This window comes from Paenibacillus cellulositrophicus (assembly GCF_009363095.1).
In the GTDB taxonomy this organism is placed as follows: Bacteria; Bacillota; Bacilli; order Paenibacillales; family Paenibacillaceae; genus Paenibacillus_AQ; species Paenibacillus_AQ favisporus.
This window is the reverse complement of sequence record NZ_CP045296.1, coordinates 364,152-388,044: the sequence shown is the minus strand read 5'-3', so window position 1 is coordinate 388,044 and position 23,893 is coordinate 364,152. Positions and strand designations below refer to the sequence as shown.

General features: G+C 53.5%; 20 protein-coding genes. 3 read left to right on the top strand and 17 right to left on the bottom strand.

The genetic code is table 11. The features are described 5' to 3' along the window. Positions 1-16: 16 nt before the first annotated feature. From iolC to GCU45_RS31455, 10 genes are all read right to left on the bottom strand, one after another. A complete protein-coding gene (iolC, locus tag GCU45_RS31500) occupies positions 17-1,018 on the bottom strand; it encodes a 5-dehydro-2-deoxygluconokinase (protein ID WP_244364760.1) in 1,002 nt (333 codons plus the stop codon). Continuing rightward, the gene (gene iolB, locus GCU45_RS31495) at positions 1,015-1,839 is read right to left on the bottom strand and encodes a 5-deoxy-glucuronate isomerase (RefSeq protein WP_152403911.1); all 825 of its coding nucleotides are present in this window, start codon (positions 1,837-1,839) and stop codon (positions 1,015-1,017) included. Before iolB ends, iolC begins: the two co-directional genes overlap by 4 nt. 14 nt (positions 1,840-1,853) lie before the next feature. Further along, complete coding sequence (iolE, locus tag GCU45_RS31490; RefSeq protein WP_152403909.1) at positions 1,854-2,765, bottom strand: myo-inosose-2 dehydratase; 912 nt, start codon at positions 2,763-2,765, stop codon at positions 1,854-1,856. Between the two features lie 23 nt (positions 2,766-2,788). Beyond that, positions 2,789-4,651, bottom strand: a complete 1,863-nt coding sequence (gene iolD / locus GCU45_RS31485; protein ID WP_152403907.1) for a 3D-(3,5/4)-trihydroxycyclohexane-1,2-dione acylhydrolase (decyclizing) — start codon at positions 4,649-4,651, stop codon at positions 2,789-2,791. A 66-nt stretch (positions 4,652-4,717) separates the two neighbouring features. Further along, the gene (iolG, locus tag GCU45_RS31480; protein ID WP_152403905.1) at positions 4,718-5,743 is read right to left on the bottom strand and encodes an inositol 2-dehydrogenase; all 1,026 of its coding nucleotides are present in this window, start codon (positions 5,741-5,743) and stop codon (positions 4,718-4,720) included. 330 nt (positions 5,744-6,073) lie between these two features. Beyond that, complete coding sequence (locus GCU45_RS31475; RefSeq protein ID WP_152403904.1) at positions 6,074-7,207, bottom strand: Ger(x)C family spore germination protein; 1,134 nt, start codon at positions 7,205-7,207, stop codon at positions 6,074-6,076. Beyond that, entirely contained in the window at positions 7,204-8,298 is a 1,095-nt protein-coding gene (locus GCU45_RS31470) for a GerAB/ArcD/ProY family transporter (protein ID WP_152403902.1), read from the bottom strand. Before GCU45_RS31470 ends, GCU45_RS31475 begins: the two co-directional genes overlap by 4 nt. A 35-nt stretch (positions 8,299-8,333) precedes the next feature. After that, positions 8,334-9,758 carry a spore germination protein gene (locus GCU45_RS31465; protein WP_167527300.1) on the bottom strand — a complete coding sequence of 475 codons (1,425 nt, stop codon included), beginning with the start codon at positions 9,756-9,758 and terminating at the stop codon, positions 8,334-8,336. Between the two features lie 138 nt (positions 9,759-9,896). Further along, entirely contained in the window at positions 9,897-11,801 is a 1,905-nt protein-coding gene (locus GCU45_RS31460) for a WG repeat-containing protein (RefSeq protein ID WP_152403898.1), read from the bottom strand. A 247-nt stretch (positions 11,802-12,048) separates the two neighbouring features. Continuing rightward, positions 12,049-12,240 (bottom strand): hypothetical protein, encoded by a 192-nt coding sequence (locus GCU45_RS31455; protein ID WP_105443220.1) that lies wholly within the window; start codon positions 12,238-12,240, stop codon positions 12,049-12,051. 322 nt (positions 12,241-12,562) lie between these two features. Between GCU45_RS31455 and GCU45_RS31450 the strand changes: the two genes are divergently transcribed. Beyond that, entirely contained in the window at positions 12,563-12,718 is a 156-nt protein-coding gene (locus tag GCU45_RS31450) for an aspartyl-phosphate phosphatase Spo0E family protein (RefSeq protein WP_152403896.1), read from the top strand. Between the two features lie 63 nt (positions 12,719-12,781). On the opposite strand, the gene GCU45_RS31445 is transcribed toward GCU45_RS31450, so the two are convergent. Next, on the bottom strand, positions 12,782-13,534 hold the full coding sequence (locus GCU45_RS31445) for an SDR family oxidoreductase (protein WP_152403894.1): 753 nt from the start codon (positions 13,532-13,534) through the stop codon (positions 12,782-12,784). A gap of 195 nt (positions 13,535-13,729) precedes the next feature. Between GCU45_RS31445 and GCU45_RS31440 the strand changes: the two genes are divergently transcribed. Further along, positions 13,730-14,599 (top strand): pentapeptide repeat-containing protein, encoded by an 870-nt coding sequence (locus tag GCU45_RS31440; RefSeq protein WP_244364758.1) that lies wholly within the window; start codon positions 13,730-13,732, stop codon positions 14,597-14,599. 73 nt (positions 14,600-14,672) lie between these two features. On the opposite strand, the gene GCU45_RS31435 is transcribed toward GCU45_RS31440, so the two are convergent. The 3 genes from GCU45_RS31435 to GCU45_RS31425 all read right to left on the bottom strand — a co-directional run bounded on the left by GCU45_RS31435 (position 14,673) and on the right by GCU45_RS31425 (position 17,657). Then, positions 14,673-14,984, bottom strand: coding sequence for a hypothetical protein (locus GCU45_RS31435; RefSeq protein ID WP_105443223.1), 312 nt, complete (start codon positions 14,982-14,984; stop codon positions 14,673-14,675). 245 nt (positions 14,985-15,229) lie between these two features. Continuing rightward, positions 15,230-16,729: a glycine betaine/L-proline transporter ProP gene (gene proP, locus GCU45_RS31430; protein ID WP_152403890.1), complete on the bottom strand. Its 1,500-nt coding sequence runs from the start codon at positions 16,727-16,729 to the stop codon at positions 15,230-15,232. A 160-nt stretch (positions 16,730-16,889) separates the two neighbouring features. Next, a complete protein-coding gene (locus tag GCU45_RS31425) occupies positions 16,890-17,657 on the bottom strand; it encodes an arylamine N-acetyltransferase family protein (protein WP_152403888.1) in 768 nt (255 codons plus the stop codon). Positions 17,658-17,981: 324 nt separating this feature from the next. Between GCU45_RS31425 and GCU45_RS31420 the strand changes: the two genes are divergently transcribed. After that, on the top strand, positions 17,982-18,410 hold the full coding sequence (locus GCU45_RS31420; protein WP_152403886.1) for a hypothetical protein: 429 nt from the start codon (positions 17,982-17,984) through the stop codon (positions 18,408-18,410). A gap of 24 nt (positions 18,411-18,434) precedes the next feature. Here the strand turns inward: GCU45_RS31420 and GCU45_RS31415 are convergent, their stop codons facing one another. From GCU45_RS31415 to GCU45_RS31405, 3 genes are all read right to left on the bottom strand, one after another. Continuing rightward, positions 18,435-20,108: an extracellular solute-binding protein gene (locus tag GCU45_RS31415; RefSeq protein WP_244364757.1), complete on the bottom strand. Its 1,674-nt coding sequence runs from the start codon at positions 20,106-20,108 to the stop codon at positions 18,435-18,437. Between the two features lie 23 nt (positions 20,109-20,131). Then, complete coding sequence (locus GCU45_RS31410) at positions 20,132-22,480, bottom strand: helix-turn-helix domain-containing protein (RefSeq protein ID WP_244364756.1); 2,349 nt, start codon at positions 22,478-22,480, stop codon at positions 20,132-20,134. A 240-nt stretch (positions 22,481-22,720) separates the two neighbouring features. Further along, positions 22,721-23,845 (bottom strand): glycoside hydrolase family 88 protein, encoded by a 1,125-nt coding sequence (locus GCU45_RS31405; RefSeq protein ID WP_152403882.1) that lies wholly within the window; start codon positions 23,843-23,845, stop codon positions 22,721-22,723. Between the last annotated feature and the right edge of the window lie 48 nt (positions 23,846-23,893).

The window sequence follows — 23,893 nt, the reverse complement described above, 5'->3', positions numbered from 1 at the left end:
ATACCTCCATGGTTTGTCAGATTCCTTGATGCACAAAGCGGTCGATCCGCTCCTGGATTTGCGAGGCTGTCGGCATCGCGTCGGAGCAGCTGTGGCTGGAGACCACGATCGATGCTGAGGCACTGCCGAACTGCTGGCACCGGTCGATACTCCATCCCTGCATCATGCCGTAAATAAAGGCACCTGCAAAGGAGTCACCCGCACCGAAGGTTTTCACCACCTGTGCCGGAAAAACGGCACCTACGTGCTTCTCTCCGTCCGCCGAAAATGCCGTCGACCCATCTCCGCCCCGTTTGACGACCACCAGCTTGGCCCGGTGCTTGAACCACTGCTTCGCGGTGGCTTCATCGTCCTGCATAAGCGGGCCGTCCAGCGCTTCGATCAGGTCGAACTCTTCGCGTCCGCCGATAATAATATCCGATTTCTCGGCGGCTAGACGGTAATACGTGCCGATCTCATCGGCCGAGGTCCATGTATACGGACGGTAATCGATATCAAAAACAATGACGACTCCGTGTCTTATGGCCAGTTCCATCGCTTTGAAAGCCGCTTCTCTGGACGGGCTCTTTGCAAGGGCTGTACCTGAAATGAGCAGCGCTCTGGCACTTTGGATATAATCCTCGCTTACGTCGCCAGGCTCCAGTTTGAGGTCCGCTACGTTATCCCTGTACATCAGGATGCTGCAGTCCGTCGGCGACTTGATTTCCGTAAACGTGAGTCCCGTGACGCTGCCCGACCGGTCGACAATAACGTGTTGGGTGTCGATGCCTGCGTCCTGCAGGTACCGGGTGATGAAACGGCCGTGGGCGTCGTCGGACACCCTGCCGATGAAACCGGTGCGCAGCCCCAGCTTCGCCATGGCGATCGTAATGTTGGCCGGGGAGCCGCCGACGTATTTGGTAAAGGTGACCGTGTCCTCCATCGGGCGATGGATTTCGTTGGCGTTCAGATCGATGCACAGCCGGCCCAGCCCGATAAAGTCCAGGGAACGATGGTCTGGAAATGAAATCGTGGTCAACGCTTTGGCACCTCCTGTCCAGGGGTCATCAGCCATTCATGCTGAGGGTCGTTATGGAACTTCCAGGTGCGCACCGGCCCGGCCATGACGTTAAGGTAATACACGTCGTACCCGGGAGGCGCCGATACCGGATGGTAACCGCAGGGAACGAGGACGGCGTCCCCGCTCTTCACGGCCAGCGTTTCATTCAGCGACAGGTTGTCGGTATATACGCGCTGCAGGGCAAACCCCTGACCCGGAGACACCTTGTGATAATAGGTTTCTTCCAGCAGGGACTCATGCGGGAGATCGAGTTGGTCATGCTTATGCGGAGGATAGCTGGACCAGTGCCCGGCCGGCGTAAAGACTTCCACGACGAGCAGACTTTCCGCTTCCTCCTGCTCCGGCAAAATATTGCGGACGGTCCGCTCCGTATAACCGGAGCCCCGCTGCTCCACCCCGATCTTCTCCGGCGGGATGAGCCTTGCTTCGAGCCGCCCTTGGCCGGGAGCGCTGCACACGGCCACCTCTGTTAAGGTAACGGCTTCCAGCCGGAAACGGTCGTGCGCAGGAACGTATACCGCATAAGGGGCAAGCGGCTCAAACACGCTCATCCGGCGGCCGATCCGTTCATAGCTTTGTCCGCCTGCTTCCACATTCGCCAGCCCGCTGAGCAGCACGAGGCAGACTTCACGGTCTCCCGTCTCCTGCTCGATTGTTTGACCGGGTTCCAGCCGGTACGCTTCAAAACCTACGTACTCCCACCCCGCCGATTCGGGCGTGATGCTGAGCAATCTGCCGTTCTCGTCCGGCTGTCCGCCGGGAACGATAAGCTTGGACATGTTCCTTCCTCCTTTCAGGCGTTCAATTCCTGAACAATTTGAGCGAGATATTGCTTCGACTTGCTGGCATATTCGTAAGGATTCGCTTGGCCGGGATCCTGCTCCGCCTCAAGAATCATCCAGTCGTCATAACCATGCCGCACGAAGCTGCGGAAAATCGGCGCAAAGTCGATGCATCCGTCGCCAGGTACGGTAAACACGCCCTGGATTACCGCTTGCTGAAAAGGGATCGCCTCCCTTTTCACCCGCTTCAGCACATCGTTCCGGACATCCTTCAAATGAACGTAGGCAACGCGATCCGCATAGCGTTCATACAGCTCCAGCGGGTCGGATCCGCCGTAATAGGCATGCCCCGTATCCAGCAGCAAATGCACCAGCTCGGGATCCGTCGTCTCCATCAGCCTTTGAATTTCATCCGGCCGTTCGACCACAGTTCCAATGTGATAGTGGTAGACGAGCTTCATCCCATTTCGTTTGCAGATTTCTCCGGCCTGATGCAGCCCCTCGACCATGTGGTTCCATTCCTCGTCCGTCAGAGGATGCACGTCCTGGACGCCTTTCGGTCTTCTCGGGTCGCCGATGATCGAACCCCCAAGCTCGCAGGTGACGACATGGCGGCTGCCCATCGACTTTAAAAATTCAACATGCTGCCGGTACGATTCCAGCTCGGACGCCCTGCGGCGCGGCTCGGAGAACAAGACGCCCTTCCACTGAGAAGTCATCTGGAGTCCATGCTCAGCCAATGCCTTCTTAAGAACGGCGGCGTCTTTCGGGAATTTCCGGCTGTTTTCCGTTCCGGTGAACCCCAGCTGCGTGAAATCCTGCATCAAGTCGTCGAACGTATAATGGTCGCCCAGTTCAAGCACATCTTCATTAACCCAATTGATCGGTGAAATGCCCAATTTAATCGATCGGATATCCGTCATCTTCGTGTATCCTCCCCTTGGACTTAGATTTTCAGCGCCTGCTGCACATGTTCGTTCATCGTTTCCCTCGCAGCCAGCACTTTATCGCTGGTCGACACTTCCGGAACATCCACCCTCCACCAGGATTCGTATCCGCCCGACTGGGTGCCCGGCAGCACCTTGATTTCGATCAGGGTAGAGCCTTTCTCCTCCCCGGCCTGCCGGAGGGCTTCCTTCAGTTCATCCACACTGGTGGCGGAAAATGCCTTGATTCCCATGCTTCGCGCATGAGCCGCATAGTTGACCGGCACGTATTCTCCCGTCAGGCGCCCAGTTTCCTGGCTGCGCAGACGGAATTCGTTGCCGAAGCCGTCGCTCCCGTTTTCACGCTGCAGGCTGTGTATGCACTGGTATCCGTGATTGTCCAGCAGGATCACGTTCACCTTTACACCTTCCTGGATGCTGGTTAAAATCTCGGAATGAAGCATGAGGTAGCTTCCGTCGCCGACGAGCGCATAGACTTCCTTGTCCGGCTCGGCGAGCTTCACGCCGAAGGCCCCGGCAATTTCGTACCCCATGCAGGAAAAGCCGTATTCCATGTGATAGGATTTGGGCGCTTCCGACCTCCACAGCCGGTGTAAATCGCCGGGAAGACTCCCGGACGCCGCAACGATCACTTCGTTTGCCATGGAACGGTTCAGCTCACCGAGCACGCGGGTTTGCGCCAAGCCTTCTTCCGACTCCAAGCCATACAGCCGGTCGACCTCCCGGGTCCATTCCTCCTTCAGTTTGGCAAGCTCTGGTCCGTTATGAGCAGACTTGTAGCTCCTTGCCTGGAGTGCGGAGGTTAGTTCTTTTAACCCCGCTCCAGCATCCGCCACCACCTGGCACGCATTCAGCTTCGACGCGTCAAAACCGCTCACATTGATATGAATGAATTCTGCTTCGGGACTCGTAAAAGCGGTTTTGGACGCGGTCGGAAAATCACCCAGCCGGGTTCCCAAGCAAATGACGGCATCCGCTTCTCTGGCAAGCCGGTTCGCGGCAAGGGATCCGGTCGCGCCGATCGCTCCCATATTCAGCGGATGGTCCCATGGGATTGCGCTCTTCCCTGCCTGGGTCTCGGCCACGGGAATGCCGAACGCTTCCGCGAACTGCCGCAGCTCTTCATAGGCCAGGGAATAATGAACGCCGCCGCCGGCGATCAGGATCGGCTTTTGCTTGCGCGAAATCAGCTCCGCCGCCCGCTCGATCGCTGCCTGGCTTGCCGGCTTGCGGTCAAGGTAATGCACTCTTTTGCGGAAAAAATCCTCAGGATAATCGTACGCCTCTGTCTGCACGTCCTGCGGCAGGCAGATGGTGACCGCGCCGGTTTCGGCAGGGTCAGTCAGTACGCGCATCGCCTGGATCATCGAGCTCATCAGCTGTTCGGGACGCGTAATCCGGTCCCAGTATCGGCTGACCGGCTTGAAGGCATCGTTGACAGACACGGTATAATCCATCGGATGCTCCAGCTGCTGCAGGACCGGGTCCGGCTGCCGGCAGGCGAAAATATCGCCTGGAAGCAGCAGTACGGGTATCCGGTTGACCGTCGCCGTCGCGGCGGCCGTGACCATATTCAGCGCCCCCGGGCCAATGGAGGAAGTACAGGCGAAGATTTCCAGCCGGTTCTTCTGCTTCGCGTACGCAACGGCGGCATGCGTCATGCCCTGCTCATTTTTTCCCTGGATGAATCTGAGGCTGCCCGGCTCCCGCTCCAATGCTTCGCCGATGCCCAGTACGTTGCCGTGACCGAAAATACCCATGACTCCCTTAACGAACTTGTGCTCCTTTCCGTCCAGCTGCACATACTGCTGGTCCAGGAAGCGAAGCAAGGCCTGAGCCATCGTTAATCGAAGTACGCCCATTCATAACCATCCTTTCGCAAAATATTTCATTAGGTTAATCGCTTACCCTAAAGACAAACAAAAACCTCATGATGTAGACATGGAATACTCGGACAAGCTGACGGGTCTCTTTTCCAGCCATGACTTCCTGGCTGCATCCGCCAGCAGTTCCGCCTCATACCCGTCCTCTCCGCTGACAGGTACGTCCTCATTGTTCAAGATCGCTTTGATAAAGCTCTCGATTTCAAGCCGATACGCCGCTTCATAACGTTCCAGAAAAAAATGCTTCGGCTTATCCCGGTACACGCCGCCGGCCGTGCTGATTTCCGCCGAGTTCGGAAAATCGTTCTGCACATTGACCTGGCCCAGCGAGCCGAAAACTTCCACGCGCTGATCGTACCCATAGGCAGCCTGCCTCGAATTGTCGATGACACCGATCGCGCCGTTCCGGAATCTCAGCATGATGACCGCCGTGTCCACGTCTCCGAGCTCTCCGATAACCGGATCCACCAGGACTGCCCCTTGGACATAAACCTCATCCACTTCGCTGCCGCTCAAAAAGCGGGCCATGTCAAAATCGTGAATCGCCATGTCCATAAACAGCCCGCCGGATACCTTGATGTAGTCATGCGGAGGGGGGCTGGGGTCGCGGGAAGTGATCTTGATCAGATGGGGATCTCCAATCTGGCCGGAAGCGACAATCTCCCTGACTCTGCGGAAATTCGGGTCAAACCTGCGGTTGAAGCCAAGCTGAAATTTGACGCCGCTGTCGGAAGCGGCTTGCAGCGCAAGGCGGGTTCCCCGGACATCGAAGGAGATCGGCTTTTCGCAGAAAATGTGTTTGCCCGCCTTGGCGGAACGCTCGATCATGTCAATATGGGTATTGGTCGACGTGCAAATAAAAACGGCATCGATGCCCGGATCACTAATGATCTGTTCGGCATCCTGGGTCAGCAAAGGGATCCCCAGCCCATTGGCCCATGCCCTGGCATGATCGATCTGCAGGTCTGCAATCGCTTTCACATTAACCTGAGGATGCTTGAGCAGATTTTCAGTATGCAGCCTTCCGATCCTCCCTGCTCCGATCACGCCGATATTCAGTTGTTTACTCATGGACATTCCACCTTGTTCTCACGATATCATTTCAATGAATCATTTAGGGTAACCGCTTTCCTTGATCGGATTATAACACCCCACCGGACCTTTGCAAACCCTTTTTTGTTATTTAATACCACATTTTTTTGTCACTCGCTTTACGATTGCCTCTAAACGCTGCTTTGTCTCAGGTCATCAGATAACGGTTTCCATGACATATATATGAGTTTCCGCAAGTTAACATTCTATTTCCAGCGAATTGGAAAACCAAAAAAAGCGGCTGGCCGCAATCGGCCAGACCGCAAAACATCGCTCCATTCCGCACCCCGTTCGGCATGGACATCAGTGTTATTGTATGACCCCGGTATCGATAATGGACACCTGAACCTGGGTATGAAACTGCACGTTACGGTACTCCTTGTTCCAATCGATCCGCTTCCACAGTTTGGGATGATAGGCCATTAGCTGCCGGCCTACCCCAAAAATGTCACAGTTCGCCTGCTGCAGCTCCCGCACGACCTCCCTGGCTTCCTGAGTCATGATGGACGACAGCTCCCGGTTCACCCGCTTCACTGCCTTGTCATCCAGCAGCTGCGGTCCGGTAAATTCCTCGATGACCGCCTGAAGCTTGAGGCTCAGCGTCACGTGAACATCGCCGTTCCGGGTGACGCTCACATGAAACTCATGCTTCCGCTTCTTGTTGCCCACGTTATAGCTGATCGATCCGCGGATCGGCTTGGAGGTATCCAGATTCACCGTTTTGGTAAACCGGGCATTGCCTCCCGACTTTCCTTTCAGCAGGACCAGCATGATCGATTGATCTTTGCCTAGCGTTCCGCTAAAGCTCTGATCATGGAACAAGGCGACCCCTTTGGCAACGATCTCGGAGCCTTGTACCCCGATATAAGGCAGCACAAAATCCTGACCCGGATCTGTCAAGGCACGAAATACAGTATTTACGGTTTCCGGCGGGTAGAACAGGCTCATTTTCTCCAAGCTCCTGATTTTCTGGGTCAGGAATTCGCCGATTTGCAGCTCGCCTATTTTTTTCATGCCGATGATTTCTGAAGCATCGTTCTCTGTGACGACCAGCCTTACGTCGGAAGACGGGTTTCGGGGGTCCCTGAAATTGACGTCCATCGGTGCCTTGAGCCCTTCTTCGGCCAAAGACCTGCCGATCAGCTGCACGCTGTTCTTGATCACCCGCATATTCCCTCTTACGCGAGCCCGGAGGATGTTGCTCGCCCCGCGTGTTGACAAACCCACAGCTGAATGGATTTCATTTGTGGTGGCGCTTTGTTCGGTTTTCGGGGGAATGATCAGCTCTACGGTTTCCTTGATTTTATGATCCTTGGTCAGATCAAAACCTACGCTGTAAGCCAGATTCAAGTCTTTCAAATATTCACGGTCCCAGCATCCGGTCAGCAGCGCCGTGCTCAGACCCAGCATGGTGCAGCAAAGTGCCCCGCGGCCTCGTTTCATACGGCTCCACCCGCTTTCTTTTTGACGAATAAACTGATTAACATCATCAGGAAAGGAATGACAGCTACGAATGCGTATGCGGCAAATTCGGAAACTTTGTTGATGCGGTCGATCGCCATCGGCGTGGTCGGCAAAAGAGCAATTAAAAAAAAGGCTACACTAACAAAGGGGTCAAACATTTGATGGTTCTTTTTGCTAAACAGGACCGCAAGCCCATCGGCAGCCGCATAAAAGTAGCTGGCGATGGAACATACCAAGGTAATCGACCAAATCGACAAGAACAGAATGTCCGCCCGGTCGATGATATAAAAATTCAGCGATTTGACCAGGTATATGACAGGTTCCGGGATCATCGCCAGCTGCGTCTGGTTAAACACCATCAGGCAGGTGCACACGACAAAAGTATAGAACAGCGTAACGAACAGGTTTGACAAGCTGATCATTTTCAGTTTCTTGCTGTCTGAAGCGTCGATGAACGGAAAGACGATCATGAACATTTCGAACCCGTACATCGAAATCGTCGTATCCTTGGTTCCCTTCAGGATGTTGATCAGGCCTGCTTCGGTTAACGGAAGCATGTATTCGATCCGTGCCTGTGTCAGGCCGTAGCTGACAAAAATGATCAAAGGAATGAACAGCAAGGACGACAGGCTGTAAAACCTGGCCAAAACCGTGAGCTTTTCCTTGGCCAGGTAATACGTCATGATACAGAACAGGAGCAGTACCACCCACTTGGGGGTGGATTGCAGAATCCAGCGCTGGAGTACCATGTAGGCATTCAGCAAAACATTGCTGCCCAGCAAAATAAAATATCCGATGTAGCATGCGATCAGCAGCCTGCCTATAACCGGTCCGCCAAGCCGGATACAGATTTGAAAAAGGTTCATCCCGGGAAACTTACGCAGAAGAGTCCACATCATCAAAATGATGATTTGGGTAATCGCTCCGGCGATCACAACCGATATGCCCCCGCCGCCTTTTGCCGTCTTACTAAGGTCATAGGGAATCGAAAGCACGCCGACTCCGATTTGGGCTTGGATAATGAACAAAAACAGCTGTTTCGGGGACATCTTTTTCTCAGCCTGATCCACCTTGGCCACCCCTCCCGGATCCGTGTCAACTGATGTTAGTTGTGCTTTTTCTCGCCATGCCTGCCGCGGATCGTCCAGATCGGAAACCGAAGAAACGCATCCTTGAAGCCCTTAATTTTCAATGGGGCCAGCGGCGACAGGTAAGGCTTCCCGAACGACTCCAGCTTGCACAGATGAATGAACAGGATCGTTAGTCCGAAAGCAATGCCGATAAAACCGAAAATGGATGCGCATATCATCAGGGGAAACCGCAATATCCGGATCGCCGAGCTCATCTCATTAGACGGTATCAAAAACGACGAAATCGCGGTTAAAGCCACAACGATAATCATCGTGTACGACACGAAACCCGCCTTTACGATCGCATCCCCGATGACCAGACCCCCGACAATGCCGATCGTTTGCCCTACTCGGCTTGGCAGCCGGAGCCCTGCCTCCCTCAGCAATTCAAAGATCAGCTCGAGCAGCATCGCTTCAACAAGCGGGGGATACGGTACCCGGGTCAATGAACCCTGTACAGTAAAGAACAGCTGGATGGGCAAAATATTCGAATGAAACGCTACGATGGCGATATAGAATGCCGGCAGCTGAAAGGCGGTGATGAAGCTGAGCAGCCGGATAAACCGCACAAACGATGCGATCATCCAACGGTTGCTGTAATCGTCAGGGGTTTGATAAAAGCAGAAAAAGCTCACCGGGACGATCAAGGCCGTCGGATCACCTTCGAGCATAATGACCACATGCCCGTCGAGCAAATACGCGCCCGTATGGTCCGGCCGTTCCGTATTCAAAAACTGGGGAAAGATCGAAAACGGCTGATCTTCCATGAATTCTTGGATAAAGCCGGTCGAAATGACGGAATCGATCGTGATGCCCTTCAGCCTGCCTTCCACTTTTTTGATTACGGCTGGGTCCGCCAGGTTATTCATGTACATTACTGCCACTTTGCGGGGAGCCGTACTGCCTATATTGTGATAATGCACCTTCAGGTCCGTCGAGCTGATCTGCTGGCGGATCTGATACAAATTGACCGTTAAATCCTCGATAAAACCGTTGTGTGCCCCGCGGATAATGCCTTCGTTTTCCGGCTCCGTAATGCTGCGTTCGTATTTGGCCGGCGTGGTCAAAACGTAGAACTGCTTCATGTCATCCTTGGTGAAAAACAAGCAATTGCCCGACAAAAGGGATTGCGTGCCCTGATCCAGCTTGTGTTCGGTTTCGAGCCGGAGCGTCAGGAACAGCTGGGACAAGTCCTCGTCTCCTCCCTGCCGCAGCGGACGGATGACGTTACGCTCGATCAGGGTTGGGTCCACCGTAGATTCCAGATATATCAGCGCCGATGATTGTCCACGGTAGGTTAGGTGTCTGACCTTCAGATCGTCGGTGTGACACAGCTTGTCCCGGATGTATGAAATGTTCCCGTCAAGCGAAGGATAGATCGTTTGCTCGGATGAGGTCACAGCCTGCCCTCCTGCCATAACTAGTTAGACTGCGGTTAATTTCCCCCATCCCACGTAAAATTATTCCCAACCGATCCTGAACCTTCCAATCCAAAAAAACCGCTTGCCTTCACGGCAGCGGTTCGTCGAATTCAAGGTTTATTGTGACTGGCGGGCTGAAGTCATTTGGGAGGATCCCTGGTCCCGCCAAATGGTTCTTCCGTCACGAGTTACATACGACATCCGCCGGTCAACTTGGACTTCAATTAGGCCGTTTCCCTTCAAAGTCAGGCTGCCGCTGCCTTCCACCTTTGGATATCCGGGCGCGGCTGCACCGCTAGAATCGATTAAAAAGGTGTTCTGCCCATCCGTGACCGATGCCAGACCATCTTGATAGGCCGACACGCGGGTATACGCAAAGTCTGTCAGCAGCCTGCCCTCCCAATCCGCAATCGCATAGTTCAAGCCGATAGACGGCTGCTCCGGATTCACGGCGTGTGCGAGTGCCAGCCTTTCCTCACCGAGATCACGAATCTCGTCATATACAGGTGGAACGACGAATTGACCTGATTCATCAATGACGCCGTAACTCTTCGTGCCGCCCTCCCCCATGTTCACGATCGCCCGCTGACGGCGGAAGGGGGACGCCGAGGTAAAAGCAGGCTGTATACGGACTTGGCCGCGCAGATCGATATAGCCGTATTTTCCGCCGGCCTGCTGCTGACAAACGAGCAATCCGCCGCCGGGAGGACCGGCATACTCAAACTCATATTCGTATAGACTGCGGCCGTCCAGCCCGATTAGCGCGTACACACCATCCTTCATTTTGACCCAGGCTCTTCCACTGCCAAAATCACCGGCTTCCTCATATCTTGCCGGGATGATCTCATATCCCTGGGAATCCAGATAGCCGTAACGGCCGATATGTATCGTTTCCCCCTGATGGCCCTCTCCACGAAATACGGATCTGCCTTCCCGCATATCGGCGATATACGAGTACCCGCATTTCGTTACCACCTTACCTTGTTCATCGATCAGCTTGCAGTCGCCGCCGCCCGTGACGACGGCCCGGTGTTCCGAAAACGGTGAAATCGAATCATACACCGGGGCAACGATCCACATCCCGGCTTGATCGATCAATCCGTATTTTCCTCGTTCCCGGACAATGGCAAGGCCGTTCTTCTGAAATTCCGCCGCCTCTTCGTATCTGGCCGGAAGTACCATCGTACCGCTCGTGTTGATATACCCCCACTGAATCCCTTCGGCGGTTCGGGCCGAAAATCGCAGCAGCTCCGCCACGCGGGGCAGCTGCAGGATCTTCCTCTCCAGCGTCAAAAGGGTTTCCCGGGAAGGATACGGCTGGGCAAATCCTAATGCTCTTCGTACCGAATGCAGTGCCGCCTGCGGGATACCGGCCCGATACTGCGCCTCGGCCAGATAGTACCAGTAGAACGGATAATCCGGATAGGATTCGGTCATCCGTTCATAGTAGCGGGCTACTTCAGGGTAATAGGCGGGGTAAACATCTTCTGCCGGGTGAAAACTCCCGTCCCGCCAGCGCAGCACCTCCGTCCGGTAGGCTTCGCCCGTATCGTGGATCCAGAGTGCGAGCTCGGATCTGCCGTCTGGACCTCCAGGGCCCGGCCAATCCGCCACGTCAATATAGCTGTAACTCATTTCTGCAGGTGCCACATCACTCACACCATACTCCGTCCACTCATACACGGACAGCTTCGACCAAATGGAACCGATCTGCCAGCCTACGAGCAGGTTGTTCCGCCCAGGCTTGGTTACCGGTGCAGCGGTCATGAGCGTGACTCCATAGCCTGGGCCTTGGATCCTGGCCATCGTTCTCCATGCCCCTTCGCTAAACTGGAGCACAAGCAAGTACAACGCATCATTCAACCGGTAGACGGCGGATATCTCCGGGACCCGATCCCCAGTTAAATCCTCGGCAATCACGGCAGGTTGTCCGGCTGGAGTATTCATCGTAACCAGCTCAGCCCCTTCCGGCAGATGCGTGCTGACCAGCTGTACCGGACATTGCGGTTCAATTTCGTTCATCCGTATCCTCCCTCTCTCTTTGCTTTTGCCTAATGGTATGCCGAGAGCGGGAAGATATGCCAGAACTGAGACAGAAAGCCGGCGAACTTGTTCTTTATCATATCCCCGACATTGATGATAAGCAAAGAAAGCCTAGCCCATACCGGGTTAGGCTTTTTATTTTGGTTCTGTTCTCTTCGAAGAATCAGTTTATTGATGAGCAGTGCGCACGAATAGAGCTGCGTCAAGGACGCCGTCCTAACCGGTCCTAGGCAGTTCTTGCGACCTGCCATGCCAGAATCCGATCCCGCCGGAAGGTTCTTGGGGCACCTGTCTTCAGGCATACCGCCCTGACGGTGTTCCCGCGCATCTCTTTCACTTCGATTTTACGCTGCGTAATGTTACCGGCCTGGTCTAAATAAACGATCTCCACGGTTTGCCCAACATATTTTTCTGACATGACAGACCCTCCTAACCGAACGTATGTTTTTATTATATACGAACACCCGTTCTTTATACCATGTAAATTTTACCCATTTATATCGAATCTCGCTGTCCAGGCCGGAAGGGTTTTATGAACCTAAAAAAAAATTTCATCATCGGGTAACATTTCGATAATATGTCAGCTTCACGGAAGGGATTTGAGGGGAATTTAGCGAAAAATGTAGTATCATTCTTTTTCAAAAATCATGTGCTGGATCGAAAAAAGTGTTGACGCATCTGTCGTTGCGGCATTCTGCGAGCGCAAGGAGGATGCAAAATTTCTAAGGAGCTGTTCAACCATGGATAAAATTATTCGTAAAATTGAAGAGCTTCGGTTGGAATTGAATAAACTGTCCGTATGCAAATGTCTCACCGATCCGGAGCTGATCAAGGCCAGTCAGAAATTAGACCGGGCATTAAACGACTACGACAAATTTTTAAAAGAAAACATGTAACCCAAAGAGGACCTGCTAATCTTGTCAGCAGGTCCTCTTCCTGTTCTACATCTGTGCAAGATGTTATGTACCTGACCGGAAGCCATCGTACATCCGGGCTGCCGTCTCTCTTGCCTGTACCGCCGACAGATGCAGCCTCTCCTCCGTACCGCCATAACCTATCTCCTCTTTACCGGTTTGCAGGTCCCTGAATACCGAGTCGGCAAACGCGTCAAGAGGCGCGCCGAAGGTGTGAAGTCCCGCCCCGCCTAGATCGGTGTTGACCGCAGGCGGCAGCACTTCGATCACCTTGGCGTTCGTTTGAGCCAGCTGAATCCGGAGACTAACGGTAAAGGAATGAAGCGCGGCCTTGGTAGAACTGTAAATCGGAACCCAGGCTCCCGGCGTAATGGACAACCCTGAGGTGACATTGACGATGACCGGATCCGGTTGCTTTAACAAGTGAGGCATAAACAACAGCGTTAAATGAATCGGTGCATCTACATTAATTGAAATTTCCTGACGGTAATACTCCCACTCTTTCTCCGCTTCGAGCAAATGAACCCGCTGCTGAATGCCTGCATTATTGATGAGAACGTTCAAACCCGGAAATTCGGACGTCACCTTACGGAACAATTCCAGCCGGTGGGACTCCACAGACAGGTCACATGCCACCGTATGTATATCCGGGTAACGTTCCTTCAGCTCCTGAAGCTTGTCTGCGCGGCGCCCGCAAATGATCACGGTGTTACCCGCCTGAACGAAACGCTCCGCCAAGGCCAGCCCGATTCCGGATGCGCCGCCGGTAATGAGTATCGTATTTCCGCTAATCTTCATTTCTCCATCACTCCCGTTGGATAAATTAGTTCACGATGATAAGATGTCCAATCCCCGCTCGATTCCATGTATCAATAAATCTGGCGAAAGCTTCAGGCTGATAAGCATCACGTCATCGATAAATGCTTCAATTTATTGTAAGATAACGATAGGTAAAAAAAACCGGACTGATTTTACATGAAGGAGATATCAACATTGAGTTCACCAAACCCATATCATTTTGAGGACATAGGAGACTTCGGACGAGCTGCCCTGAAGGCAGACTGCGAGAAATGCTTCGGCCTGTGCTGCGTTTCCCTTCCTTTTGCCGCCTCATCCGACTTTGCCATGGACAAGCAGGCGGGACAGCCCTGCCGCCATTTGCAATCCGATTTCCGCTGCGGTATTCATAACAGCCTGCGCCAAAAGGGATTTCGCGGATGTACGGTTTATGACTGTTTCGGGGCCGGACAAAAAGTTTCCCAGTTTACTTATAGCGGCATAGATTGGCGCCAAGCGCCGGAGACGGCGAAGCAAATGTTCGAAGTATTTCCCGTCATGCGTCAGCTGCACGAGCTTCTGGCCTATTTAAGCGAAGCGCTAAGCCATGCCGACGCCCACCTGATCCACGAGGAGCTCAGAACGCAGTTGAATGAAACGCAGCGTCTCACCGAACTTCCGCCAGAGGAAATATTGAAGCTGGATATTCCCGCTCACCGGGCCGAAGTAAACCTCCTGCTCCTTAAGACCAGTGAACTCGTTCGGGAGGAGGCACGCCGACGTTACAAGGGACCGTCTTCTCGTAAGAACCTGAAGGGACGCGGGGCGGATCTGATCGGTGCCAAGCTGAAAGGCGCCGATCTCAAATTCCAGAGCTTTAGAGGCGCATATTTGATCGCGGCCGACCTTCGGGACGCAGACCTCCGGATCACGGATCTGATCGGCGCCGACTTCCGGGACGCGGACATCCGCGGCGCGGATTTGAGCGGAAGCCTTTTTCTAACCCAGTTCCAGATCAATGCAGCCAAAGGGAACGCAGCTACCAAAATTCCTGCACATTTGGAGCGACCTTTTCACTGGACCTAGAGTCTGCCAAGAGTGCACAAAATAAAACAACCGCTGGAACCTCGTTGTCCCAGCGGTTAATTATGATTGGATATTAGGCGCGTTCTCCACGCAAATCGGGGAGGGACGGCTCAAAGGAACTGATAAATACGTCCTTCTTGTTCTTCTTGCTGTTCTTCTTCATGACACCAAACAGCGTAATGACAGCATACATCGGCACCACGTAGTAGAAAATCAGAATCAGGTAGAATAAGCCGCCAGAGCTTAAATGCATTCCGGACGCAATCGCAAGACCCGTGAGCAGCAATGTATTCATGACGTTGGCAATCAACACCTCGTGCTTCTTCCCGAAGAACAACACACCGATCAACGCAGCGGTAAACACAATCAGCAGTAAAAAGGTCATGATGAATTCCTCCTTAAAAACATTGGATGCTATATCATACGCTATGCATCAGCGATGATTCACAATTTCGACAAATTGCTTTCACAATTTAGACACAATTAGATTACCTCAAAGATAACACATTTAAACACAATTGAAAAGGCTTTCACAAAAATATTTGGAAAAAGAAGCAAAAAAGACGCCGGAACCCTTGTTCCAGCGCCTTTTTTAAGATTTATATATTTCATCACGCAATCCTTATTTCGTTAACGTGTCGGATCTGAATCGGACAGCTGATCGTGGATGGCCGACTGCTCCTCATGCCACCACAGCGCTTCCTCCGGCTCTTGAAGCACCTCATGAACTTCGTGCGGCTTCTCCACCGCGGGCGCAGAACCGCGAAGCGACCGGCCCGAGGTCTCGGTAAACCACATGGTCACGATGACGAAGCCGATAATTGAAACTGCGATCAAATAATACGCTGGTACCAAGGGCTCCCCGGTCAGATTGATCAGCCAAGCCATGACAAGCGGAGTGGTCCCGCCGAACAGGGATGCTGAAATATTATAAGTAATCGCCAGGGCTCCATATCGGACCTTGGTAAAAAACAAAGCCGGAAGCACGGACGGCATGGTGCCTTCAAAGCAGGTCAGCAGCACGGCGAGGCACAGCAGACCGAGAAAGACCATCCCTCCCTTGCCGCTCCCGATCCACCAAAACGCCGGCAGTGAGAGCACGATCAGCCCCAGCAGACCGCCTTGGATGATGCGTTTGTTCCCGATCCGGTCGCTGAAGTAACCCATGAACAGCACAATCGGGATCATGATAAACATGACAATAAGAATGAGCAGCAGCCCTTCCGTCTCCCCGTAACCGAGCACCGCGGTAAGATGCGATGGCATGTATGACAACACCATATAGTCCACGACATTGAAGGAACACACCATGACGATGCAGAGCAGGACGACTCTCCACTGAACCTTTAGCAGTTCCCGGAAAGGCACTTTCTGCCTCCCTTCATCCTGGGCTGCTTTCTCCATCGCCTCAAAGGCGGGAGTTTCTTCGAGATGATTCCGCAGGTACAGGCCGACCAAGCCGATCGGAGCCGCGATAAAAAAAGGAATCCTCCAGCCCCAAGCCAGCATCCGGTCGGGCCCGAGCAGGTAGCTAAGCAGCGTCACCAACCCGGATCCGGCAATGTACCCCACCAGGGTGCCCACTTCCAGGCCGCTCGCCATAAATCCGCGGCGCTTGTCGGGCGTGGATTCGGCAATGAAGGTCATGGCGCCCGAATATTCTCCCCCGGTGGAGAAGCCCTGGACCAGGCGGGCCAGCAGCAGCAGTACCGAAGCGGTAATGCCGATCGATGCGTAGCTCGGGATGAGACCGATGCACAGCGTAGACACCGCCATCATGACTAACGTGATGGTGAGCACTTTTTTCCGGCCTAGCCGGTCCCCCAGCCTTCCAAAAAACAAACCGCCGAACGGCCTGACGAGAAAGGCGATGGAAAACGTGGCAAAGGTATAAATCAGCTGGATGGAACCCGTCATCTCCGGGAAAAACACCTTGCCCATAACGACGGCCAAATAAGAGTAGATTCCGAAGTCGAACCATTCCATGGCATTTCCCAATGCGGTGGCGACGACGGCCTTCTTGGCGTTGCCGGTGTCCACGACCGTGATATCGTCCTTATGGAGCCGGGGTCCGGCTTTTTTTCGGAAAGGCAGCGCCCATTTACTTTTCTCGTGATTGTTGCTGTCCATAATCGAAGACTCCTCTGCAAGCGAAAATACCTTGACCAAACTAGTATTCGCCCGAAGCCTTACACCAATTCATCGAAGAGCCGGCAGCCCCCTTCGTTAACGAAGTCAGTCTTCTTAGCCTCAATACGGGCTACTCACGAGACCGGCTGATAATGAACCGTCATTGCTTCCATTCAATATGGAATAGCTCGCGCAGCACCTGCCCAATCCGTTCCGGCTCGACGTCCTCTTTAGATTTCATCTCTCCGTTTACCTGGGTTAAAGAGTTTCCGCTCAGCGTAACGCGTCCCTGCTCCGTCTGACTCATTGCCACCCGTATTTTATTGAATTTCGATTCATGCCCATACTGCGTCATATCGAACACCGCTTTGAAATCTTCCAGCAGTCGCGACTCCCTGTCCAACTGGTACAGCATCTCCCACTCCTCTGGGGTTTCCTTCTCCAAAACAAATCGGTCTTGCTCTTCTGTATACGGACGTATGCGCCACTTTCCATCCCAGTCCTCTGTCAATTCGCCGTTCAGCGGAACCGGCACTCGGGGGCTTCGGCCGCCAAAACCAACATCCACGAGGTAATCTCCACCCGGAAGATGAACGACATTTACGGCATGGGTTCCGTCGATAAACCAACCTTCCTCCTGCTTGACAGTACAGGCAGCCATTGATGCGCTGAATCCAAGCGCTTTGAGAAGGTTGTGAAACAATCCGTTCAATTCGTAGCATACGCCTCCGCGCCGGCCTTCAATGATCTTGTTGAAGAGTATGTCGGGATTCATCGATAATGGGACCCCATCCATGATATCTAGGTTTTCAAAAGGAATATGCATGACGTGCCGATATTGCAGTTCACACAGGAGCTTCAGATCGGGAATGAAGTCGATTTGATAGGTCATACCCAGTTTGCTCATGTATTTTTGCAGGTTTAACATTCTTCTCTCTCCTCATTTCGGAATGTGAAATCTTGATTAGAAACGCGCTGATTTATATTCAAATTACAAAAAATCCATTACTTATAAGGTACAGGGAGCATTCTGCGGGGACAATGCGAATTTATCACAGCTGTACCGGTACAAATCAGATTCAGGTATAATGGTAATGAATGGAAGCCCATATTTTCCATAAAAGATGAGGTTTTGTGAAAGGCGCCAGAGTAGCATCACATGGCATCAGCCGCATTGAACAATTCTCGGCTTGCCTATCCGTCAACGCAATGAAGCCCAGCGAACCGCTGGACTAATGGGAGATGAACCTTCATGCGCTATTTTTACAAATTGAATGTGATGAGCTGTATTTACGCTTTCCTCTTTTTCCTCCATGCGGAAAGTTTGGGCAATGTGTACAGGCTGGAAAGAATCACGAATTGGACTGGCATCTATCATGCATTGAACTGGGCGAATCTGGCCCTGCTGGCCGTATCACTGATCCTCTGCTATTGGCTGAGCAAGCGTCTTGTCTCCGGCCGCAAATCCGCTTATGCCGCTGCCGTTCTGTGGATCCCGTATTTCATCCTGATGATTTGGGGCTTCAGCATGCTGTTTCCGCTGACGAATCCGGGAGATGATCCCGCTCCGGTCACCGGCTTGATATTAATGTTCGAAATGATTGTGTTTCCGTTCTATATTGCCTTTAACACATTCTTGTCAGCAGCGGTTCCGGCTATCAGGAAAGGCATAAAATCGTAGGTTTCGGGACAGCCCGTTCCACGGTCAACCGGTGGTGTTCCCGCTTGTTTTGGATACGGATGCGCGATAACGGTCCAGCGCCTGCTGCTCTATGCCGATGGCACGCTGGATATCCATCAGCCGGATTTTTTTCACGTATTCATCAAAAGCAGATACCGGCTCCATGCCCATAATGATTTTCAGCGACATTTCGGTTACGGCCTTGTTGACTTCCTGCATGATCACCGCCAGCTCGGTGCTCTCCTTCTCCGTGGTCGGAAGCGCAGGCAGCGTATGAAGCGCCGCATCCGTGTCGGACCACACCCGGACCGCCTCCTTCTGCTCCGGAAGGGAATAATACTGTTCCATGTAACGGATATCCTGGACGAAAGGTCCGAAATAACTTGCCCTGGTGTACATCGCCAGCGCCTGTGACGGCGCCAGCTTATCCGGGTTGTGCAAAATGACGTCCGTATACACCGGATACCCGTCCTTCATCTCGTAGCTGACCCCTTCGATGCCGAAATTAAAGAGCAGATGTCCTTCCGGTCCGTACCCGTAGTCCAGCATCTTGACCGCTTCTTCGACATGCTTGCTCTTCGCGGAAATCGCCACCCCGCTGGATCCGACAGCCGGGGCCAGCTGCCCGAATTCGGGTCGGTCCCCGCGTTGAAGCACCGGATATGGCGCCGGAACGAGCTCCACCGACGAATCCTGCGCTTTCATAACAGGCAGCCACGTGCCGATGCCGGCGCCCGCATTCCAAATACCAGCACCGCTCCGGCTCAGGATCATGCTCGTGTCCTGCGTTTCAGAGTCCACGGCAGCAAAGTTCGGGTCGATCAGCCCTTCCGCGTACCACTGCCGGAACAGTGACAGAAATTGTTTATACCCCGGCTCAACCGGGCCGAACTTGACTTTTCCCTCCTCTTGGTAAAAGCCTTTCTTGATTCCGAATGCGCCGATAAACCCTCCGCCCTCGATGCCAAACAGCGGATTCGGTACGCCAAGGAAGGTAAGCGGCGCTTCCGCGCCTTTCTTATCCTTGAATGCCTTGAGCACCGTATGCCAATCGTCGATCGTCACAGGCACATCCAGGCCCAGCTCATCCAGCCAATCCTTGCGGATTATCGGTCCCTGGTAAGTCCGCAGCTTGTCGTCTCCCTGGATAAACGGGAATGCATAGTAGCTGCCTCCGGCTGTACGGATTTGCATATCGATATCGGGATGCTCTTTCAGGTACCGCTTCAAGTTCGGGGCGTACTGATCGATGGCTTCGTTCAGGCGAAGAATATAGCCGTCGTTGATCGCCTTCTCCGGTCCCCCCGGATAATTGATCCATTCGTACTCCATCATATCCGGCAGATCGCCTGATGCCAGCAGCACGCTGATCGCTTCCTTCGCCTGGTTGGCCGGAGGCTGGATGAACGTCAGCTGGACGCCGGTTCTCCGCTGCCATTCCTGAAAGAACGGCACCTGGTTAAAGGTGGACTTGATTCCCGCCGCGTTGCCGTTCAGTTCAGCCCAATAGGTCAGCTTGGCATCCGAGGCGGACGAACCCTTGCCTCCTCCCGCCATTAGCGTTGTTTCGGCAGTCGGCAACGTACTTGCCGTATGCGTCGTCCGCTCACGGTCGCAAGCCGGCAGTACCGCCATCAACAGGACCATGAAAGCCAGCCATCCCCAAGCGGCCGCTCTCCCTTTACCTCTCCACTTCATAGGTACCTCCCGAAAATAAAACATCAAATAATTTCTTTGTACTTGCCCGGCGTAATGCCTTCGTATTTTTTGAACACCCGGATGAAGGTCGCGGGGTCGTTGTATCCGATCTGCCTGGATATCTCGCTGATCGACTCGGGCTTGGTCCTCATCAGCCGTTTCGCCTGCTCGATCCGGTATTTATGAATGCTGTCGAGTATGCCTTCGCCCGTCTGGGTCTTATACAGCTTCGACAGATAGCTCCCCTTCAGCTGAAAATGCTCGCCGATCGCGTTGACGTTCAAGTTCATGTCCACGTAATTCGCTTGGATATACTGGTGGACTTCCTGAATAAGGTTCCGCAGGGAATCCTCCCGCTCCCTGGATACGTGGGATGAACGTTTAGCTGATGCGTAGGCACACACTTCCTGAAGGAGGGACTGCAGCTTCTCCTGCATTTCCCGAAGCGTGCCGCATGCCATAATATCGTCGATCCAGCGCGGGTTGTCGGCAAGCGTGATGCCGCCGCTCCCTTCGCCCAGCTCGTTGATCGCCTTGATCATCGTCCCGACGAGATTGAACATCAGGCATCTTGCCAGTGTGAGCGGCATGACAGGCTTGTCCAGATTTTTCTCAATGATCTCGTTCATGCACGACGCGGCTTCATCCAGGTCCCCCGCCTTGATCACATTAATCAGCTGCTGCTCGATTTGAAGCGGATAATAATAGCCGTAACCGATGTCTGCAGTGCTGTCGGCACGGATGTCCTCGTATGCGATGATCCCTTTTTTGCCGAGGACCATCTTGTATTCCATCGCGTCGACCGCCTCCCGGTACGCCTCGGAGATGCCGATCCAGGAAGCATGGCGTCCGCTCAGTGAGATGGTCAGTTCCATGTCATACCGCTCCAGAAACCGCTGCGCCTCGGCCGCGATGTCATGAAGATCGTGCTCCCATCCGGAAGTATCCGCTTTCAAATTGACAAGGCAGGCCATCATGTCATCCGTTTCGACCACATACCCGGCATGTCCCTGCTTTTCCGCCAGCTCTTCCACGACATTGGATATGATCAGGTGGATCAGCTTACTGCGTTCATTCATGTCGATGCCCGGCAAAAATTCGTACAGCTTGTCTTCGTTCTCGATCACGAACAGGATGACGGCAAATTCCGTGGATACCTGCTTCATCTGAAACGAGCGAAACGCCTCCTCGTACGGTACCAGTGTATCCGGTTTGCCTTTCAGCAGCCGGTTGATCATATTGGACCGCAGCACCTGCTGGTGCTTCTGCAGCTGCATGGAAATCTCGTCATTTTCAGTGCGGGTGCGGATAACGACTTTCTGGATGAACCGGAACTCGTTCGCATCGGCATAACTACGGTCGGTGTTCTCATCCTTGAGGGACTCGACCAGCTGCTGTACAGGCGAATAGTTGCGGCGCATAAAAAACCAGGTCAGAACGCCGGCACCCGCCAGGCTTACGAGTATGCTGACATACGTAAAATTACGGACGTATTCCGCCTTTTCCCAATAGATTCCGCTCGGGATGATCAGGGCGTACTTCAGATCCGAGACAGAGGAGTTGATTGAGAACAGTTCCGACGTTCCAGCCTGCGCGGAATCCGTTTGAATCCGCTTACCATTCAGAAATGGCGACAGCTCCTCCGAATCCGGATGGTTGGACATCAGAATCTCGTTATTATGGTTCAAAATGAGCAGCGTCGCTCCGCTGAAACCCGAAATGCCCTCCACCGCTTCCTGGAACCGACGAGTATCGGACATGACCACTACGCTGCCTGTGCTCTGCCCGTTCATGTCTTTCGGCAGCTGCGTAATATAGGCGATTGCCGTATGTTCATCAGCCGCATTGGCATGGGGAAGCACGATGAAGGAATTGCTCGCCCCATTCAATACTTCGCTCTTCCATTGCTCGAGTGTGAGCGCACCGGTTTGGTGAATTGTATAGAAAGCGGATTTCAAGTCGCGGATATTGCCGGACCTGTACACCGAGCCGTCCCGTCTGGAAACAACGTAAAATTCGTCAATGGAAGCATACGACGTTTTAAACAGCCTGAATTCATTCACCAGCTGGTATGCCGTGTAGGGCACTTCCTGAGCCGGCATGCTGGAATACATCAGATGCTGCAAATTCGGGCTCCATGTCATTTCCATATTCAACCGCTTCATCAGGTCGATCTGATTATCGATTGTGTACCTCATCTGCTTCAGGAGCGAATCGTTGGCCCGGTGGATTTCGCTCTTCAGCGCATGGCTGGCCTGGGCATAGATCACCAGGCTGATGACGATCGGAACAAACAGCACCGCGCTGTATGATACGAGCCAGGTGACAATGATGCTCTCCCGTTTCCGCCATAGGTTTTGAATGTTCAGCAAAAGACCATCACCCATACTTCAATAGTTTGTCTCAATTGATTAGACACCCATTATATCGAATATCGCCTGGGATGCGTATAGATAAAAAGTGCAATCCGGTTGATAAAAAGCGTAATATCCCCTGGCTGGATGCGGAATTAACGCGAAAAAGCCTCGGGAGACCTCACGGTCTTCCCAGGCTCATGCGGATGAATGGACAGGCGGTTATGCATCCGGCATCAACTCGCTATACGTATCTTTTTAAAAGATCCGGTGCTTCCATCCGTTCAGTTTGGCGGCCGCCTCAATAAAAAAGTAGTCGCCGTAAATGAGAGACACATCCACGTTTTGTGATACCGGCTTATGGCCGGTTCCGTGCAGCAGGACGGCTTCATGATCTTGATCATTCCATGTTCCGTACGTTGTGTACAGGGAATGCAGAATCCGCTGCGCGGCATCAAGATATCCTCTTCCCCGGATATCGCCAAGCACCTCCGCGAGCTCCAGCAATCCGGACGCCGCGATGGCGCCGGCCGAGCTGTCTCGCACGATGCCGCCCTCGGCCTCCACGGCTTCCGCACGAAAATCCCAGTACGGCACGGCATCTTCGGGCAGATGCGCGATAAAAAAGTTCGCCACCCGCTGGGCTGCCGCAAGGTAATCCGAACGGTCCGTATAACGACACGCATTCGTTAGACCGTATAGTGCCCAGGCCGCCCCCCGGCTCCAGGCCGAATCCGGCGCAAAGCCCTGTCCGCCGATCGCTTCGGCGGCTTCGCCGGTTTCGGCATCGAACCGGATGATATGATGCACGGACCCGTCCGGGCGGACGAAATGGCGGATGACCGTGTCCGCATGCTGCCCTGCGATATGTGCATACCGCGGGTCGCCGCTCTCTTCTGATGCCCAGAACAACAGCGACAGATTCATCATCGTATCGATGATCGACCAGCCGGTCTTGTCGCCGTTCCAGGCGCGGATGAACCGGCCGGCAGGGTTGAAGCGACCGGCCAGGAAGCCGGCGGCAAGGAGCGCGCGTCTTGCCGCGTCTTCATCTCTGGTCAGCTTATGCTTGATGACTGCGGTCGGCAAAAACTGAAAACCGACATCATGATCGTAATGATTTGGGGCGAGCCACAGCTCCGACAACCGTTCATCCCAGTTCCAGGCAGCCTCCCGGTATTTATCCTCACCGGTCATGTCGTACATCAGCCACAGCACGCCCGGCCAAAAGCCCGAAGTCCACCAATCGATCCGCATATCATCGTATTTCCCGTCTTGGCCTGCGGCATGCGGCGATTTGTCTCCGATTCGTTCCAGCATTTGTCCCGCCTTGAAGACGATCTGCCGCCACATCTCCTGCTTAACTGTTTCAAAGTCCTTCATGCGAAGACCTCCTTTATCTGAACAACATCTGTTTCGCAATTAAGTGCA

Coding starts and splice junctions, on each gene's coding strand:
- iolB (WP_152403911.1), bottom strand. CDS start 1,839: ATGTCCAAGCTTATCGTTCCCGGCGGACAGCCGGACGAGAACGGCAGA.
- iolE (WP_152403909.1), bottom strand. CDS start 2,765: ATGACGGATATCCGATCGATTAAATTGGGCATTTCACCGATCAATTGG.
- iolD (WP_152403907.1), bottom strand. CDS start 4,651: ATGGGCGTACTTCGATTAACGATGGCTCAGGCCTTGCTTCGCTTCCTG.
- iolG (WP_152403905.1), bottom strand. CDS start 5,743: ATGAGTAAACAACTGAATATCGGCGTGATCGGAGCAGGGAGGATCGGA.
- GCU45_RS31475 (WP_152403904.1), bottom strand. CDS start 7,207: ATGAAACGAGGCCGCGGGGCACTTTGCTGCACCATGCTGGGTCTGAGC.
- GCU45_RS31460 (WP_152403898.1), bottom strand. CDS start 11,801: ATGAACGAAATTGAACCGCAATGTCCGGTACAGCTGGTCAGCACGCAT.
- GCU45_RS31455 (WP_105443220.1), bottom strand. CDS start 12,240: ATGTCAGAAAAATATGTTGGGCAAACCGTGGAGATCGTTTATTTAGAC.
- GCU45_RS31450 (WP_152403896.1), top strand. CDS start 12,563: ATGGATAAAATTATTCGTAAAATTGAAGAGCTTCGGTTGGAATTGAAT.
- GCU45_RS31445 (WP_152403894.1), bottom strand. CDS start 13,534: ATGAAGATTAGCGGAAATACGATACTCATTACCGGCGGCGCATCCGGA.
- GCU45_RS31435 (WP_105443223.1), bottom strand. CDS start 14,984: ATGACCTTTTTACTGCTGATTGTGTTTACCGCTGCGTTGATCGGTGTG.
- proP (WP_152403890.1), bottom strand. CDS start 16,729: ATGGACAGCAACAATCACGAGAAAAGTAAATGGGCGCTGCCTTTCCGA.
- GCU45_RS31425 (WP_152403888.1), bottom strand. CDS start 17,657: ATGTTAAACCTGCAAAAATACATGAGCAAACTGGGTATGACCTATCAA.
- GCU45_RS31420 (WP_152403886.1), top strand. CDS start 17,982: ATGCGCTATTTTTACAAATTGAATGTGATGAGCTGTATTTACGCTTTC.
- GCU45_RS31415 (WP_244364757.1), bottom strand. CDS start 20,108: ATGAAGTGGAGAGGTAAAGGGAGAGCGGCCGCTTGGGGATGGCTGGCT.
- GCU45_RS31405 (WP_152403882.1), bottom strand. CDS start 23,845: ATGAAGGACTTTGAAACAGTTAAGCAGGAGATGTGGCGGCAGATCGTC.